At 39.9% G+C, this 18357-nt stretch carries 16 protein-coding genes; all 16 read right to left on the bottom strand.

The annotated features are described in order from the left end of the window. Nucleotides 1–215: 215 nt before the first annotated feature. Complete coding sequence (gene ftsZ, locus AAHB15_RS02610; RefSeq protein ID WP_098527036.1) at nucleotides 216–1349, bottom strand: cell division protein FtsZ; 1134 nt, start codon at nucleotides 1347–1349, stop codon at nucleotides 216–218. A gap of 34 nt (nucleotides 1350–1383) precedes the next feature. Then, nucleotides 1384–2685, bottom strand: coding sequence for a cell division protein FtsA (gene ftsA / locus AAHB15_RS02605; protein WP_342041698.1), 1302 nt, complete (start codon nucleotides 2683–2685; stop codon nucleotides 1384–1386). A gap of 123 nt (nucleotides 2686–2808) precedes the next feature. Next, on the bottom strand, nucleotides 2809–3171 hold the full coding sequence (locus AAHB15_RS02600; protein WP_098527034.1) for a small basic family protein: 363 nt from the start codon (nucleotides 3169–3171) through the stop codon (nucleotides 2809–2811). Next, complete coding sequence (locus tag AAHB15_RS02595; RefSeq protein ID WP_335571665.1) at nucleotides 3171–3902, bottom strand: DUF881 domain-containing protein; 732 nt, start codon at nucleotides 3900–3902, stop codon at nucleotides 3171–3173. The genes AAHB15_RS02600 and AAHB15_RS02595 overlap by 1 nt, the downstream gene beginning before the upstream one ends. Nucleotides 3903–3946: 44 nt before the next feature. Next, complete coding sequence (locus AAHB15_RS02590; protein WP_342041697.1) at nucleotides 3947–4657, bottom strand: DUF881 domain-containing protein; 711 nt, start codon at nucleotides 4655–4657, stop codon at nucleotides 3947–3949. After that, nucleotides 4650–5423, bottom strand: coding sequence for a cell division protein FtsQ/DivIB (locus tag AAHB15_RS02585; RefSeq protein ID WP_335571637.1), 774 nt, complete (start codon nucleotides 5421–5423; stop codon nucleotides 4650–4652). Before AAHB15_RS02585 ends, AAHB15_RS02590 begins: the two co-directional genes overlap by 8 nt. 251 nt (nucleotides 5424–5674) lie before the next feature. Continuing rightward, nucleotides 5675–6580 (bottom strand): UDP-N-acetylmuramate dehydrogenase, encoded by a 906-nt coding sequence (murB, locus tag AAHB15_RS02580; RefSeq protein ID WP_335571636.1) that lies wholly within the window; start codon nucleotides 6578–6580, stop codon nucleotides 5675–5677. 60 nt (nucleotides 6581–6640) lie between these two features. Then, nucleotides 6641–7744: an undecaprenyldiphospho-muramoylpentapeptide beta-N-acetylglucosaminyltransferase gene (murG, locus tag AAHB15_RS02575; RefSeq protein ID WP_342041696.1), complete on the bottom strand. Its 1104-nt coding sequence runs from the start codon at nucleotides 7742–7744 to the stop codon at nucleotides 6641–6643. A gap of 205 nt (nucleotides 7745–7949) precedes the next feature. Beyond that, nucleotides 7950–9050, bottom strand: a complete 1101-nt coding sequence (gene spoVE, locus AAHB15_RS02570) for a stage V sporulation protein E (protein ID WP_144562561.1) — start codon at nucleotides 9048–9050, stop codon at nucleotides 7950–7952. A 232-nt stretch (nucleotides 9051–9282) separates the two neighbouring features. Beyond that, the gene (murD, locus tag AAHB15_RS02565) at nucleotides 9283–10635 is read right to left on the bottom strand and encodes a UDP-N-acetylmuramoyl-L-alanine--D-glutamate ligase (protein ID WP_335571634.1); all 1353 of its coding nucleotides are present in this window, start codon (nucleotides 10633–10635) and stop codon (nucleotides 9283–9285) included. Further along, nucleotides 10636–11613, bottom strand: coding sequence for a phospho-N-acetylmuramoyl-pentapeptide-transferase (mraY, locus tag AAHB15_RS02560; RefSeq protein ID WP_144562563.1), 978 nt, complete (start codon nucleotides 11611–11613; stop codon nucleotides 10636–10638). A gap of 1 nt (nucleotide 11614) precedes the next feature. Then, the gene (locus tag AAHB15_RS02555; RefSeq protein ID WP_342041695.1) at nucleotides 11615–12058 is read right to left on the bottom strand and encodes a hypothetical protein; all 444 of its coding nucleotides are present in this window, start codon (nucleotides 12056–12058) and stop codon (nucleotides 11615–11617) included. 2 nt (nucleotides 12059–12060) lie between these two features. Beyond that, nucleotides 12061–13521: a UDP-N-acetylmuramoyl-L-alanyl-D-glutamate--2,6-diaminopimelate ligase gene (locus AAHB15_RS02550; protein WP_335571632.1), complete on the bottom strand. Its 1461-nt coding sequence runs from the start codon at nucleotides 13519–13521 to the stop codon at nucleotides 12061–12063. A gap of 191 nt (nucleotides 13522–13712) precedes the next feature. Beyond that, nucleotides 13713–15632 (bottom strand): stage V sporulation protein D, encoded by a 1920-nt coding sequence (locus AAHB15_RS02545; RefSeq protein WP_335571631.1) that lies wholly within the window; start codon nucleotides 15630–15632, stop codon nucleotides 13713–13715. A gap of 128 nt (nucleotides 15633–15760) precedes the next feature. Then, the gene (locus AAHB15_RS02540; protein ID WP_335571630.1) at nucleotides 15761–17995 is read right to left on the bottom strand and encodes a penicillin-binding protein; all 2235 of its coding nucleotides are present in this window, start codon (nucleotides 17993–17995) and stop codon (nucleotides 15761–15763) included. Next, nucleotides 17992–18351 carry a cell division protein FtsL gene (gene ftsL, locus AAHB15_RS02535; protein WP_144562568.1) on the bottom strand — a complete coding sequence of 120 codons (360 nt, stop codon included), beginning with the start codon at nucleotides 18349–18351 and terminating at the stop codon, nucleotides 17992–17994. The genes AAHB15_RS02540 and ftsL overlap by 4 nt, the downstream gene beginning before the upstream one ends. Nucleotides 18352–18357 lie beyond the last annotated feature (6 nt).

Here is an 18357-nt window from a genome sequence, read left to right as displayed (position 1 = left end):
GTGTCACTTTCTGTAATCAAAAAATCAGAAATTTTCACTATACTCAACGGAATTTGTCATATTTATATAGTTGAAAATATTAAAAAGGCGCTGTCCCTAGTGGAACAGCGCCTTTTTAATATTATTTAAATTTTTATCTTTGAATTTTTAATATAGTGAGCTTCAGCGTCTAGCGACTAGTGTACTTCGCTAAACAGGCGTTGAAAGCATCCTGGTTATCGTCTTCGATTTCGGTTTCGTAGGAATGTTGGAATATCTAATGCATCTTCTTGTGAAACATTGGTATTGCGGACTGGTTCTTGTGGAGCTTCTTCACGTTTGTGTTCCCTCTTAACAGGGTTAGCAGAAGACTTCACTTGTCCAAATGATGGACGTGTCACTTTCGGCTGAGTTACCTCTTCATTAAAACCAGTTGCAATAACCGTAACAATAATTTCGTCTTTTAAGGTCTCATTGATAACTGAACCAAAGATCATATTGACTTCTTGGTCGGTTGCAGTTGCCACGATATCAGCAGCTTCTTGTACTTCGTAAAGGCTCAAATTAGATCCGCCCGTAATATTCATTAACACACCTTGAGCACCATCAATTGATGTCTCAAGTAAAGGTGAATTGATTGCCTTTTTAGCGGCTTCAGTAGCACGATTGTCACCGGCGGCAACCCCAATACCCATTAATGCAGACCCTTTATTGGACATAATCGTTTTTACATCGGCAAAGTCCAAATTAATTAATCCTGGGGTAGCAATTAAATCAGAAATACCCTGAACACCTTGACGTAAGACATTATCAGCTTCGCGGAATGCCTCAAGCATTGGCGTACTTTTATCAACAATTTCAAGCAGTCGGTCGTTTGGAATAACAATGAGTGTATCAACTGCTTCTTTCATTGACCCAATACCACCTGATGCCTGGTTCGAACGCTTTTTACCTTCAAAGGTAAATGGCCGTGTGACAACACCTACTGTTAAGGCGCCTAAATCGCGGGCGATTTGCGCAATAACCGGAGCTGCACCAGTACCGGTACCTCCGCCCATTCCTGCCGTCACAAAGACCATATCGGCACCTCTAAGCGCCTCTTCAATCTGTTCTTTACTTTCCTCTGCAGCCTTTTTACCTACTTCAGGATTAGCACCTGCTCCAAGCCCGCGGGTAAGTTTAGCACCAATCTGCATTTTAACTTCAGCTTTTGATAGATTTAAGGCTTGTGCATCTGTATTAACGGCGATAAATTCGACGCCTTGAACTCCATGCTCAATCATTCGGTTTACTGCATTATTGCCCCCGCCGCCAACTCCGATTACCTTTATTGTTGCAAGAGAATCTAAATTTGTATCAAATTCTAACATGACAAATCCTCCTAATTCGTCGATTTACTTTTCCTTATTCGAAAAAGTAACCAAGGAATTTTTTTACTTTTGATGACATTTTTTCTTCCGGATGTTTTTCTACTTTAGGTTTAGGCTGATGTTGTTTTGGTATTCTTTTTTCGATTGGCTCAGAAACCGAAACGGCTTGGGTCGACCCATTGGTTCCCCCAGGTAATCTAGCATTCTTGTAAGCGTACTTAATTAAGCCAACCGCTGTCGTATACTGAGGTTCTCTTACACCTATATAATCAGGTGAGGCAATACGGACTGGATTTTGGAACATATCTTGGGCAAGTTCCAACATACCTTGCATTTTTGCAGTTCCACCTGTTAAGACGAAACCACCCGGTAAATCCGTTACTCCTAAGCGTTTCAATTCATGTGCGATCAGTTCAAAAATTTCTTCCATTCTAGCTTCTATAATTTCAGATAGATAGAGTTGGTTAAATTGCTGATGCTGGTCACTTCCAATGATTGGCACGCTGAAGAACTCATCTTCTGAGGCATTATCATAAAAGGCATGTCCATATTTTATCTTAATATTTTCAGCATCCTCTGTTGAGGTATGCAAAACTTTAGAAAGATCATTTGTAAGAAGATCACCGCCGACTGGAATCACACTAGTTGCTTTTAAGAATCCTTCTTCAAACACAGCAATCGTAGTGGATCCGCCGCCTATATCGATCATGGCTACACCTAGATTTTTCTCATCCTTTGATAAGGCAAAATCTCCTGCTGCCAACGGCTGCAGGATAATATCTAAAATTTCTAAACCTGCACGTTCCACACAGCGTAATGTGTTAATGATAATCGATTTTGAACCAGTTATAAGGGTTCCTTCCATTTCTAGGCGTACACCAATCATCCCGCGCGGATCATTGATTTCATCCTTACCATCGAGAATAAATTGTTTTCGAATGACACCAATATTTTCTCTTTCCGGTGATATAGAACCCACGTGCGATGCTTCAATGACACGAATGACATCCTCATTCGTTATTTCCCGGTTTTGGCTTGAAACCGCTACTATACCGTGACAATTATGGAGCATAATATCTCTTCCAGAAATACCGACCACTACTTCGCGGATTTCCATTCCGATCATTCTTTCTGCCTGTTCAATTGCCCGCTTAATAGAATGAACGGTATCATCCATATCAACGATGGACCCTTTTCGTATACCTTCTGATTTTACATTGCCAACACCAATTATATTTAATGTGTCTTTTCCAGAGTCATTGACCATTTCACCAATGATTACTTTTACACTGGATGTACCGATGTCAAGACTAACATATATTTCATTGCTGTTCATTCTATGGCACCTCCTTTTAATCTCCTTGGATAGAACAACAATTTCTTATTTTGTTCAGTACTAGTTTCATAGTCATATCTTATAAAATTATTCGTCACAACTACATATTTCCCTTTAAAAATTTCAACTTTTTTCTATTTTTTCTTTGTTTGTTGACCATTTTGTCAATAATATTCTACGTATGACGGCAATATTTTGAAACAATCTGACACCAAACGCAAAAACCGCTGCTAAATACAAGTCTACACCAAGATGAACACCGAGAAAAGCTAAACTTGCTGCAAGTACAATATTAAAAAAGAAGCCTGATACAAACACCTTTTCATCATAAATATTTTGCAAGTATGCCCTAATTCCTCCGAAAAGTGTGTCAAAAGCTGCCAGAATAGCAATCGACAAATAATTGGAATACTCCTCAGGAATTCGAATTTCAGTTAGTAATCCAAGGATGATTCCAATTATCAGTCCTATAAACGGAAGCCACATCAGGAACCTCCTCCCTCTTTAATCGGATCCATGTACTTAACCCGTATGGGGTTATCATAGGCAGGTATCGTAATGTTGGGATTTGATGCTGAAACGGATAGTCTTAAGCTTTCAGTGAAAAATTCATCCCTGGCTTTTGATACCTTCATCCGATTTGATAATTTTTCCGCAGTATTCATATCATCTACGCCTACTTTAATCTCAATCGGCAGTCCTCTTAGGGTATGTCCATCAATTTTTGTTTCTCCATTTATATCCCTGATAACCGTGGTATTAATAATCCTTTGACCATCTATTGCCACGTATTTAGCCTCATACATATTCAACTCATTTATTAACCTTTTTAATAGTTCCGGTGAAACAGAATCATTAACTGAAGTTCCCAGTTGAACATCCTCAATCACAGGCTCAATCAAAAGGGTTATCCCAGGACCGGTTATGTCGGTTAATCCCGCTTCAATTTTTAACTCTTGTAATGTATCCTTTAACGCTTGTTCCTTACTTTGTTTTCGCTTAGATTCATAGGCTGATAGTTTTTCTTCGTTAGAACGTATCTCACTTAATAAATTAGATTGAAATTCTTTTTCTTTTAGCAAAGCCTCTCGAAGCTGCCAAATATCTCGTGTATCACGTTCCACTGGTTTTTTCACTGTTTGAAATTGAATGGCAATCATAAAGCCAACTAAAGTTGCTATTAAGGTAAGACTTAAATTTAATTTTGGCTTGTCCACTTTTTTCACCTGACCTTCTCCATTCTTTTCATTGTGGACATTAATTAGCTACCCAAAATTGGATTTAGGACCATCTCATCTTCCGTTTCCAGTGTGAAAACGACATTATCATTGACCAATTGATCCTTAACTCCTCCTGTAAGGTTTAGCGATGAAGACAGGACCTCTGGATCACCTATTGCAGTGATGACAAATGGGGCAGGATATGGCACCCCATCCACGGTAATAACTGGCCCATTACACACAATATAGGAGTGGCTCGTTAGCCTTTGACCGTTAATGGCTATAGCTGCTGCACCTGAGATATACAGTTCGTTCACTACTTTAAAAACATGCTGTTCATGAACAAGGTAATTGTTCACATTGTCTTCTTTTGGGTCATAGGCTCCATCAGACAGGGTCACCTTCACACCCTTCCCCTTTACCTTAACTTTTCCGAGGAACATTCGATATTTTTCGGCATCCTCCGCAAGATTCAGGAAAACTTGAGTCTCTTTCGAAAGACTTTTTTCATTTTTCAGGACTTTTTCCTGCGTTTGATTTAATTCTTTTTGCAGCTTACGATTGGTTTCCTCTTGAGCAATTAATTGGTTTCTTAATCCTAAGGTTTTTTCGTATTGTGTGCCTGAAAGATTCCGTTTTTCATTTTGATGCTTAATTTGTGTAAGGTGAAATGAGAATGCAACCATAAACCCCAGAACTAAACAGACAAGGGACAGGATAAAATGCTTCCCTCTCACCTTTATTTTATTCACCGTCTTTTTCCTCCACTTCTGGTCCAAAAGCCTTAAAATACGAACCTACTTCTAAGTCGATTAATCCCTTTTTATTAGGATCTAACTGGCTAATGATTGAAGGGTAATGAACCATCTTTTCTGAAAAACTTCTAAGCGTTGCGCTAACTTCAAAGCCATCATTCATAAATAAGGAAATATGATAATGATCAGTTTTTTTCGGAGAATAATGTATTTCAGAAATGGAGTTTGTAATTTCAATCGGAAGTTTTTCTAATTCTTTAACCAGAAGGTTAAGAACTGAACCTTCCTTAAATTCGAAAAGAATCGGAGAATTAACTGGAATTATTTCCGTTTTTCTATCCTTTAAAATCTTACCATTTTCCATAATTGGCAGGTAGTGTTTGCCGCTTTTTAAGTATGCTACTCTCTTATGCTCTTTCACTTGGATTTGAATAGAATTAGGCCACTGTATCTGAACATTCACCTTGTTAATTTCTGATAGATCATCTATTTTTGAAGCAATATTACTCTTTTTTATCTTCCAAATATTCGTGTCCTTAGTAATACCACTCGCCTTAATGATTTCAGCATCACCATATACTTCATTCCCAGTCACATTAATATGTTTAACATGACTTAATGGAGATTGAGAATAGGCAACTACAACTATCATTGTAAAAAACAAAATAAGCAGGAGCACAAGGCGTCTATTTGCCTTTTTTCGTCTTTGCTCCTTAAGTTTTGGAATACGATCTTCAAGAGCAACGATTTTATCATTTTCCATCCATAACTCTCCTCCAAAAGAAAAGCGTGAGCGCTATACGCGCCCTTAAGTTATAGTTTACAAAGTATGTATGAAACTTAAAAACTATAAGCAGTTGCCCCAAAGCTTGTTCATGTTACATATAAAGAGAAACAACGGCACGAAAATTCATGCCGTCACTGATTTTCTTGCTAGAATCTACGTATTATATTAACTGTAATTATAACACAATATTTGTCATTCGTAAGGAATTTCTTACAGGTAAAGTAAGGTTATCGCCCGATAATCTCCACCTCTGTCTCCATCTTAACTTGATAAAGATTAAAAATAGTGTCCTTTACATACTGTATTAAGGTTAGAACATCCGCAGCTGTAGCATTTCCGGCGTTAACAATAAAATTTCCGTGCATTTCTGAAATTTTTGCCCCGCCAATGCTGTAACCCTTTAAACCTGCATCCTCGATTAATTTGCCGGCATAATTCGGAAGAGGGTTCCGGAATATACTACCTGCACAAGGGAAATTCCATGGTTGTGTTTCTTTCCGGTAATCCTTATTTTTTTGCATTTGGGCAACAATCGCAGTCCGATCACCTTGTGAAAGCTTAAAAACTGCTTCTATGACAATCCCTGGGCGTTTCTTTTGGAGAATGGATGTTCGATAAGAAAATTCCATTTCTTGATTCGTCAGCCATTCCATTGATCCGTCATCAAATAGAATATGAGCTTTTGTTAAAATTTTACTAATATCTGATCCATGTGCACCAGCATTCATGTATACAGCCCCGCCGACCGAACCAGGAATGCCGCTGGCGAATTCTAAGCCAGAAAGCCCTTTTTTACTGATGGAAGTAGCCAGACTAACAAGGGAATAACCGCCGCCGACAGTGATTTCAGTTTCGCTAATTTCGAGGTGGTCTAAGCCCGAACCAAGCTTAATGACCACCCCTTCAATACCCTTATCTGAGACTAACAAATTGGATCCTCTGCCAATTGCCCGCCATTTCATACCGTTCTTTTCAATCACCGCCATAACCTTTTTTAAATTATCGACTGACGAAGGTTCTATAAAAAGGTCTGCAGGACCGCCAATTTTAATTGTCGTATGATTTAACAAAGGTTCGTTTTGTTTCACTTTTCCAATATTAAGGTTTTGCAATTCTGATACAATTGCGTCCATCAATACCACCTAACTTTCCTAGATGCGTTTTTTTCAGTTTATGCATGAAAATAATTTGGGCTACTTTCGATTTGTTTTGACAAGTTGTTTCATTACCGCATACAGCCGCACGGCCGAATCTGGAACGCCCATTTTTTTGGCCTTTGCTTTCATATCCTTTAAATGCTCGCTATTTAATAGGATTTGATCGATGTGGCTGACTAGACTTTTATTATTTAGATCCTTTTCTAATAGCAATTGGGCCGCACCATGGTCACTTAAAGACCTTGCATTTTTTTCTTGATGGTTATTCGTCACATACGGGCTTGGAACTAAGATACTTGGAATTCCTAACGAGGTTAATTCGGCAAGTGTGGTAGCTCCTGCTCTTGATACGACCAGATCAATCCCGGCCAGTACTTCTGGCATGTTATGAATAAATGGCTTAATCACCACATTTTTTGGATTACCTACTAGCTCTACTTCCTTTTGGACAGCTTCATAATGAACATCACCCGTTATATAGAGGATCTGGTATGGTTTTTCAGCTAATTCTGCGAGTGCCTTTACAACTGCTTCATTAATCGGCCTTGCCCCTCGGCTTCCTCCGAAGATTAGCACAGCTGGTTTTGTGGCACTAAGGCCTGCTGAAAGCCTTCCTTTAATACCATCCTTACCAAGGACCTCTGAAGCTCGAGGATTCCCCGTAAAAACAACTTTTTCACTTGGGAAATATTCCTTTGCTTCTTCAAAACAAATTGCAATTTTATTAACATATCTGCTTAAGAATTTATTGGTTAAACCGGGTACACTATTTTGTTCGTGAATGATAGTTGGAATTCCAAGTCCTTTTCCAGCATAAACGACAGGTCCGCATACATAGCCGCCTGTTCCAATAACAATATCAGGTTGAAACTCTTTTAGGATTCTCTTACTATCCTGAACACCTTTTAGAAATCTAATAATGGTCTTTACATTTTCAAAGGATAGCTTTCTTTTAAAACCGGTAATATGAATAGATTTAAAAGCAATATTTTCCCTTGGGACAAGCTTGCTTTCTAATCCATTTGTTGTTCCGATATATAAGAATTCTGCTTCTTTGCTTTCTTTTTGAATTTCTCTAATGAGTGCGAGAGCGGGATATATATGTCCGCCGGTCCCTCCGCCACTTACTACTACTTTCATTTTCTCACCTCTAAAAAGTTGCTAAACACATTCTACTATAAAAACAATAAAAAATACGTTTGAAAAAGGAATTTTATTTAATTGTAATAAAGCAAAGCGTAAGCGCCCGTTTAGCGGCGTACATTAGTCGCTGTGCACTGGAGCTAATTGACCAACTTATCCATTAAACATAAAAAGAACCCTGCCAAATGAACAGGGTATCAATTTACAATCTTGAATATCGGCTTATATTAAGGAGAACACCAATTGCCATAAGCATTAACGTTAACGACGATCCCCCATAACTCAAGAATGGCAGTGTTATACCTGTAACCGGCATGAGCCCAGTAACAACACCAATATTAATCATTACTTGAATGGCCACCATCGCAATAATTCCAACTGCGAGGAAACTTCCATATAAATCAGGTGCACCAAGTGCAATTCGAATTCCCCGCCATAACAATAGGGCAAATAAAAGCAATATGAACGAGCCGCCAATAAATCCTAGTTCTTCTGATAGAATCGCAAAAATAAAGTCGGTCTGCGGTTCCGGCAAGTAAAAAAACTTCTGCCGGCTCTCACCGAGTCCTAAGCCAAATAACCCGCCTGGACCGATGGCATAAAGGGATTGAATAATTTGAAATCCACTCCCCAATGGGTCCGACCATGGGTCAAGGAAAGAAGTAATCCGCTTAATCCGGTATGGTGCAGAAGCAATTAATCCGACAAACCCTGCTACACCAAGAAGGCCTAAAAAAGCAAAATGACTGATCCTAGCGCCTGCAATAAAGATCATAACAACACAAGTACCCATCATAACCGTTCCGGTCCCTAAGTCAGGCTGCAGCATAATCATGGCAAAAGCAATAAAGGCAAGACCAAGAGAAGGAATAAGACCCTTTTTAAAGGAGGTAATGACTTTTTGCCGTTCAGACAAATATTTTGCTAAGAATGCGATCATGGCAAGTTTCATAAATTCGGAAGGCTGTATGGAGAAGGCTCCTACCCCAATCCAGCTTCTTGACCCATTTCGAACATTCCCTATTCCTGGAATTAACACGAGTACTAATAACACAAAACAAACAATTAGGATTGTTTTGGCATATGTCCGCCAAGTCCAGTAATTTACGTTCATAATAAAAAACATCGCAACGATTCCCACCCCGGCAAATAGGGTTTGCCTTTTTGCAAAGAAGAAGGAATCTTGGAATTTATATTCCGCCCAAATTGCACTAGCACTGTATACCATTATGAGCCCTATTGCCAGTAGTGTGAACGTTACAATCATTAAGATAAAGTCGGGAGTTGTTCTCTTTGTCGGCACCACTATCCACCTCGAACCACGTGTTTTAGGGCTCCGCTTGTATTGATAAGCTGCAAGCTGAACTTAGATGAGTGTCTAGCTTCAGCGCCCAGCGGCTAGCGTCCTTCGCTCTTCTCCCTACGATAAGTCAACATCAAATCGCTTCCGCTTTTCTGTTTCCTTTATCTCAGTCGAAGCGCTCCAGGATATACGCCGCTAAACGGGCGCTTTTAGCTTTTCTTTGGACAAGCCCTTACTTAAGCTTATGCACCGCTTCGATAAAAATGTCTCCCCTGACTTCAAAACTTTTATATTGGTCCCAGCTTGCGCAAGCAGGTGATAAAAGGATGACGTCGCCAGGTACGGAATATCGATATGCTTCCGGCACTGCCTTTTCAACATTATCGACACGGCTGATCGTTTTTATTCCGGCGAGCTTCCCGACCCGCTCAAGTTTAGGAGCGGTTTGGCCAAATGTGATTAACGCCTTAACATTTTTTAAGTATGGAATCAGTTCATCAAACTCATTCCCGCGGTCAAGACCGCCCGCAAGCAAAATCGTTGGGGCGGTAAAGGCCGACAGAGCCTTAACTGTTGCTAAGATATTCGTAGCCTTCGAATCATTATAAACCTTTCTACCATTGACATCAGCCACATACTGCAAACGGTGCCTGACACCTGTAAAGGTTTTGAGGACCGTTTGGATAGCGCTGTTTTCTACTCCTGATAGTTTTGCGGCCGTCATGGCAGATAAGATGTTTTCTAGGTTATGTACCCCAGGCAGCACTATTTCGTTAATTTCCATTACCGGCTCACGATTAAAGAACAACCAGCCGTTTTTAATATAAGCACCCGCTGTCAGTTCCTTTTTAGTGGAGAAAGGGATGATAGTAGCGTTTGAATTCCGGGCAATCTCCATTGTTTCTTCTTGGTCAGCATTGATTACTAAATAGTCAAGCTCGGTCTGATTTTTCGTAATATTAGCTTTGGCTTGAATGTATTCCTTTCTGGTGCCGTGATAATCCAAGTGAGCATCATAAAGGTTCGTGATAATAGCAATCTTCGGTGTAAAGGTGTTAATCCCCATTAATTGAAACGAAGATAGTTCAATGACAATGGTATTATCCTTTGCAGCCTTTTGGGCAACCCCAGAAGCTACTGTACCGATATTACCAGCTATTAAGGGCTCCTTGTTCCCTTCCTTCATCATTTCATAGACAAGAGTAGTCGTTGTGGTTTTTCCATTAGTTCCTGTAATGCCGATAAAGGGAGCTTCGGAAATCTCATAAGCAAGCTCCACCTCTGTTATAACAGGAATCCCCTTTTCAATTGCCCCTTCAATCATCGGATTATGGTAAGGAATACCAGGGTTTTTCACAATTAGTTCGAAACCTTCATCGAGAAGTTCAATTGGATGCTCACCACATATTACTTTTATTCCTTGTTCAAGTAATCCTTGCGCCTCAGGATTTTCTGATAATGGCTTTTTATCATTCACAGTAACAAACGCTCCAAGCTTATGTAACAAAGACGCTGCCGTCACACCACTTTTAGCTAAACCAAGTACAAGAATTTTTTTATAACAATAAGATTCTATCTGTTTCACTTACAACCACACCTCAATATAGATACCTAGTATCGCAAATATTAATCCAACACTCCAAAACGTTACAACAACCCGCCATTCCGACCAGCCCACTAGTTCGTAATGATGATGCAAGGGGCTCATTCGGAAAATCCGTTTACCAGTAGTCTTAAAGGAAGCTACCTGAAGAATTACTGATAAGGTTTCAATTACAAATACACCGCCAATGATAATAAGCAGGATCTCTAGTTTTGTTAAGATCGCAATCGCGGCAATCGCCCCGCCTAACGCCAATGATCCTGTGTCACCCATAAATACTTTAGCAGGATGGGCATTAAATACCAAGAAACCTAAAACTGCTCCCACAACGGCAACAGAGAACACGGCAATTTCAAATTGATTTTGATTCCAAGCGAGCACAGCAAACGCCCCAAAAGCAATCGCCGCGGTGCCTGACACCAAACCGTCAAGGCCATCTGTTAGATTGACGGCATTTGAGAAGCCGACAAGCCAGAAAATGATTAATAACACATAACCCCAGCCTAAATCAATGGAAAAATCACCAAACGGAAACTTGATTTCAGTAGACTGACCAGTATGCTTATAGATTAGATAAAAGATGACAGAAATGATAATTTGCCCTAATAGTTTCTGCCTTGATGTAAGTCCCAAGTTACGTTTTAAGACAACCTTGATAAAATCATCCAAAAACCCCAGCAGTCCAAATCCAAATGTGACAAACAAAAGTAAAAAAGCTGTTACTGGTGTATGGTCTGCGTACTTCCCAATCATAACCAGTGTGGTTATGATGATGGAAAATAAAATCATGACTCCCCCCATTGTTGGGGTGCCTGATTTTTTTTGGTGCGATTTAGGACCTTCTTCGCGGATGCTTTGTCCAAATTTCAATCTTCGCAAGAAGGGAATAAAGATTGGAGAAAGTAAAACAGAGACCAAAAAGCCCATTATTATTGTGAAAAAAATAACTTGCTCCTCCATTTTATCCCCTCCTTTCATGATTATTCTGTGATGTTAGGTTTGCTAATAGTCCAGCAATATCATATGATTGTTTATTTTTATTAAGAAGTGTTTCGTTTGAAATTTTAAAGTTCGTTCTCTCCATATGCTTGTTCATTTCTCCATCTAATTTTTCAATATAAAGTGTTATGATATCTTTCATGGCTTCCGCAAGGTCGTTTGTAAAGAAAACAGGAAACTGGGTTGGTATGTAGTGCGGAAGTGTTTCATCTTTATACCAAATGGCAGCAACAGCCCCGTTAGAAATCGCCTCTAAGAGCTCCCCTGACTCTTTGTTGACAGGCACAAATAATCCCTTTGGCTGTTCCATAGCAGCTCGGTCGGACACTGTACAGAACAGAATTTCATCTTGGATTCCTCGTTTATCGTTAAACAAACTTCCCAAGTCTTTCAAAGCTAATAACATAGCTATCTCCCCTTAATTGCTTCCCTTGCCACAAGTCTGTCATCAAAATCAAGAACTTCTTTGCCAATGATTTGATAGGTTTCATGCCCTTTACCGGCGATAAGGATGACATCTCCAGGTGACGCTTGGCTCACAGCTGTAAATATGGCCTTTCTCCGATCTGGAATGACTTGATAGTTCTCCCCTTGCACCCCTGCTTCCATATCATTCAAAATGTCTACAGGGTCTTCGCTTCTAGGATTATCTGATGTCAAGATCGGATCCGTTGCAAACTTGCAGGCAATCTGCGCCATTATTGGCCGTTTTGTACGGTCCCGGTCCCCGCCGCAGCCTACAATAACGAAAACCTTTTTCTCGGCAAAATGCTGGATCGTTTTTAAAACATTTTCTAAACTATCCGGGGTGTGCGCATAATCCACAATCACTGTAAAGTCTTGGCCTGCATTTACTAGTTCAAACCTTCCCGCAACCCCTTCGACACTTTCGATGGATTGAATAATTTGCTGTATTTCAATTCCAGATACTAATGCCGTTGAAATGCTGGCTAAAACATTGTAGACACTGAATTTGCCAATTAATTGCATGCGAATTGGATATGAAACACCCTTTATTTCAAGGTCAAAGACTGTCCCTTTCGGAGTCATCTGAATATTTTTGGCCTTGATATCTGCCTCTTGCTCAATTCCGTATGTAACAACATGAGCAGCTGTTGATCGGCTATACATTTCTGTAGCTGTATCATCCGCATTTAAGACAGCGAATTTCGGCATATTTAAGTCAAATGTATTGCCAAGCTGCGCAAATAATAAGCTTTTTGCCCGTTTATATTCCTCCATTGTCTCATGGTAGTCCAGATGGTCTTGTGTAAGGTTAGTAAAAACAGCCACATTATAATCACAGCCATGAACCCTCCCTAAATCAAGGGCATGGGATGAAACCTCCATAACTGCTGTATTAACACCAGCATCAACCATTTGTTTAAACGTTTTTTGAAGTGTCAAACTTTCTGGGGTGGTATTTTTTGTTTCAATTGTTTTATCAGCGATTTTTGTGTACATCGTGCCAATTAGCCCCGTCTTCTCCCCAGCATCGGCAAATATTTTTTCAATTAAGTGACTCGTGGTTGTTTTTCCATTTGTGCCTGTTATTCCGATTAAGTGAAGGCTTTTGGTTGGCTGCCCGTAAAAAGCATCAGCAAGTACGGCCATCGCCCTCGTGGTATCGTTAACAAGTAAAACCGGAACTTCTAAATCTAAAGGTCTTTCAGCAAGAATGGCTACTGCTCCATTTTTAACAGCAGATTCTGCGAAATCATGTCCATCCACGGTGTAACCTTTAATACAAATAAATAAGCTCCCTTTTTGCACCTTCCTATTGTCGTTCTCAATCGATGTAATTTCTGGATTTTCCCCTTTATAGGGAACGATTGCGTGCAGACTTTCAAGCAGCTTTTGTAGCTTCATTTTATCTCATATCCTCTCAATACCGAACATTACTAATTCCCAGCTTATTCCTAAAAGTAATTCCTTACGAAAGTTCCATCTTATTTTACATTAAAACATTTTATTTTACCATTTAGTAATGAATCCGTAATAAAATTTTTAGGCGGCGGAAAACATTCCGGCCGCCTCCTGTAAGAACGCTATTGATTTAATTAGTCTCCCTTACCAAAGTAAAGTCTTACTTTTGAGCCTTCTTTTACTTTCGTCCCTGGTTCCGGAGATTGTCTTACCACCACATCCCCTTCTCCACTTCCATCAATCGATAGATTAATAAGCTGTTCCTGAAGTTCACTCTTTGACATGCCCACAAAATCCGGTAATTTAACTAACGGCACATCAGGCCATTTTATTTCTTTTTCTATTTGGTCTTTACGCGGTTGTACTCCCATTGCACTTAAGCTGTCTTTCATTATGGCACCAACGATTGGGGCACTAACTGTACCCCCAAAGGCGGTAACCCCTTTAGGATTATCAACGGCTGCATAGATAACAATTTGCGGGTCATCTGCAGGCGCAAAGCCCATAAAGGAAACGATAAAGTTATTTTCAAGATATCTTCCATTCTGAGCCTTTTGGGCCGTTCCCGTCTTACCTCCGACGCGATATCCTTCAATGAAGGCCCTGCCCCCTGAACCCTTAGCCACAACGCTTTCTAAAGCATTTCGTATTTCTTTTGATGTTTCTTCCGTAATAACCCGTCTCTTTTCTACTGGCGTATTTCTCATCACTACTTCTTTTGTAATCGGGTCAACGAGCTCTTTTGCGATATATGGCTTGTAGAGAATCCCGCCATTGATCGCAGCAGATACGGCTGTAATCTGTTGGATTGGTGTTACAGATACCCCTTGTCCAAAAGCAGTTGTCGCTTGTTCAACCGGACCTACCCGGTTCAAATTAAATAATATTCCTGTTCCTTCACCTTGCAAATCAATACCGGTCTTTTGACCAAATCCAAAATCCTTAATATACTTAAACAGCTTATCCTTCCCTAACCGTTCTCCTAACTCTACAAACCCCGGGTTACAGGAGTTTTCGACAACCTCGAGGAAAGTTTGGTCACCATGTCCGCCCCTTTTCCAACACTTCAACCTTGCACCGGCCACCTGAACAGAACCTGAATCATGAAAATGCTCCTTCTCCAGGTTAACCTTTCCTTCATTCAAGGCAGCAGCAAGGGTAATGATTTTAAAAGTCGAACCTGGTTCATAGGTCGACCAGACTGGCAGGTTTCGATTATATACCTCTTGGGAAACATTTCGGAAATTGGCAGGGTCAAATGTCGGCCTGCTCGACATCGCCAATATTTCACCGTTATTCGGATTCATCGCGATCGCTACGATACCATCTGGATTATATTTTGCCTGTGCGATATCCAGCTCTCGTTCAACAATTGTTTGGATTTTCGAATCAATCGTTAATTTTAGATCAAGTCCTTTAGTGGGCTGCTCATAATCATCTGCCATGTCATTCATTCTTTCCCCTTTGGCATTGGCATAGAATTTTACAGCCCCCCTTTCACCACTTAATTCTTTATCATAGTACTGCTCAAGGCCCATTAAACCTTGATTATCTACTCCAGTAAACCCAAGTACATGCGATAGATAACTTCCATTTGGATAATACCGTTTGGAATCTTCACCTACATAGACTCCTTCGAGACCTAGAGCCCTAATTTCTTTCGCTTTTTCATGGGAAATTTTTCGGCCTTCTTTTAACCGGACTGACGAAGCTCTTTTAGTAATTTCTCGGTAGGCTGTTTCTTTAGACACATTTAATACCGATGCGAGCTTCTCTGCTGTGGTTGCCGGGTCTTTAATCTGCCGTGGGATAACATAGACGGTTGGTGCACTAATATTGGTTGCTAACGCCACCCCATTGCGATCGACAATTTTGCCCCGCTCCGGCTCAAAAGGGATGTTCCGGCTCCACGAACCTTTCGCTTTTTCGGTCAGCTTATCTCCAAGAACAAACTGGACGTATCCAAGACGAACATCAATAATTAAGAAGGTTAGGAATCCAACGAATAGTGCAATCATTAGCCGTTTTCGAACAGTAACATTAGAAACACGCATATAATGAATGATCCTCCTTTATTCCACATTCACTTTCATTATCGTTCATTTATATGCTTGTACTTTTTTAAATAGAACGCGACAACCCTTGAGGGTAAAATAAAAATCCCGCTGTCAGCGGGATTTTATTAGTCTTGAACGGTTGGCTCTCCATCCGATTGCGCGTTATCATTTTGATTCTCGGTATTTGTCGATTGCTCTTCCGGGGTTTTTAAATCAATATTGAGATAATCTCTGCTTTTTAATGGTTCATCCGGCTTAATATTTTGAAAGGTGACAAAACCCTGGCCCTTAGAATTTAATTTTAAATTGGCCATTTTTGCCACTTTCATGACATCCCGGAGCGACCATCCTGTCATATCTGGAGCCGTCATTTCTCCAGCTGTTTTGATAATAACCCTCTCACCTTCTAAAATGGTGGTCCCTGTTTTGGGCAGTTGTCCGGTTACTTTTTTACCGTCGCCTAATACTACAGGTTCAAATCCATCTGCTTTTAAGCTTTTAACAGTATCCTCCACAGACTCTCCAACCAATTTAGGCAGTTTATTAATTTTGGCCACTTCTAGCTTGGATGGTTGGATATTTAAATAATTAAGACTATTTTTCATGACCGGATTAAAAATTTCAGAGACTGGAATGGCCCCTTGACCTGCTTCCGCACCTTTAAGTTTTGGCTGTTGAACAGCTACATAAACAATTAGTTTCGGGTCATCCTTTGGTGCCATCCCTAAGAAGGAAAAGACATAATTGTTTACACCCGATAAATATTTGCCATTAGTCCCCGGGATGTTAGCTGTACCTGTTTTACCCGCCACACTATAACCGTCAATTTTGTAACGTACCCCCGTACCTTTAGGCGAGGTCACAACCGTTTCTAAAATATCACGGACCTCCTTAGCCGTATCAGCCGATATCGGTGTTGAAACGACTTGCGGTGAGGTTTCCTCAATGGTCTTTCCTGTATCATGATCAACAATTTTCTTTACAACATGTGGCTGTAACATTTTCCCATCATTAGCAATTGCGGTTGCTGCTTGAATTTGTTGAATGGCGGTGATCGCCGTACCTTGTCCATATGCAGTGGTGATTTTTTCAATCGGGTAGTGATATTGAATTTTCCCTGATGTCTCATTAGGAAGTTCAATTCCTGTAGGTTTATCAAAACCAAATTTTGTCAAATACTCCCTAAATTTCTCAAAGCCTAACTTTTCTTTGGCTATTTTAGCAAACGCTACATTGGACGAGCGTTGAACTCCTTCTAGATAGGTAATGGGTCCCCAGCCTGAATAATTGTGGTCGTGAATAGTTTGACTTTTTTCTGTTACTTTATAAGAGCCAGATTGATACTTTTCATTTGGATTAAATACCCCTTCCTGAACAGCCGCTGCAAGAGTAAAGATCTTCATGGTGGACCCTGGCTCATAGGATGTTTCAATCGCTTCATTATGCCAGCTATCAGTAATTCCTTCTTTGGTTTCCGGTTGGAAAGACGGACGCTGGCCCATTGCCAAAATATCCCCAGTTTTAGGATTAGCAACAATCGCAATAATTTTTTTCGGTTTATAATCCTTTACCACTTGATCCATAGCATCTTCTAGAAAGGTTTGAATCTTTTGATCAAGCGTTAGATAAACATCATTTCCATTATGTGCTGCGGATATTTTTTCCTTACCATCAGGCAGGATATACCCCCATAAATCACTCTCATAGCTAATACTGCCATTTTTCCCTGTCAGTTGATCATTTAACGTTTTTTCGATTCCCATTTTCCCGACAGATTTATAGGTTCCGTCATTTTGCTCAGTTCGGTCCACATAGCCAACTACATGTGAAGCGAAAATTCCATTTGGATAGAAGCGTTTAGAATCACGAGAAAAGGTAATTCCAGGGAGTTTTAAACTTTCAATTTTTTTCTTTGTATCAAAATCGATATTTCTTCCTTCCTTACCAAACTCCACTTGGAATCGTTTGTACTTTTTCCCATTTGATAAGATCTTATAAATCTCTGATTCATCTAATTTGATATATTTAGATAATTCACTAGCAGTTTTGTTTAGATCCTGTACATGTTGAGGTTTTTTAGGATTCGTTGTCATCTTCTTATCTAAAATGGCAATGAGGGTGTAGGCTGCTGTATCCTCAGCCACTGCTACACCATTTCGATCGTAAATAATTCCTCTGTTAGCCTGTAAGGTTCCCTCGCGATTGTATTTTTGCTGGGCCTTGGCGGCAAGAGGTTGTCCATTTACTTCACCTGAAATTTCAATTGAAAAATACCTGCAAATCAATACAAAAAAGAGCAGGCCGAATATCCCAAACAATATCGCTGCTCCCACATTCATATATGGCTGTTTCTTATTCATTTCTTCTGCACGACCTTGACGTTATTTTCATCTTTTATTAAACCTAATTCTTTAGCCTTTGCAAATATACGGTCATAAGAGCTTAGCTCACTAACTTGAACCTTAAGATCCTCATTAACCTTTTCCTGTTCGTTTATTTTATCCTGAACAATTTGGAGGTCTTTGTTCGCTTCATATAGTTTTGATTGATTTGAAATAAGATGGATTGATCCAAAACAAACCATTCCGGCAAACACCACTCCAATTATTTTTTCCCCCGGAGTCAGCCAGGACTTTTTAATTTTTACTTCACGCTTAATTTGAACTTTTTGCTCGGTTTGTTGCTGCTCTAATACTTTCCTGGCAAGATTACTCAAATACTT

It is taken from the genome of Bacillus sp. OTU2372 (assembly GCF_038440275.1).
Classification (GTDB): domain Bacteria; phylum Bacillota; class Bacilli; order Bacillales; family Cytobacillaceae; genus Neobacillus; species Neobacillus bataviensis_B.
This window is presented reverse-complemented; position numbering and strand designations above follow the sequence as displayed.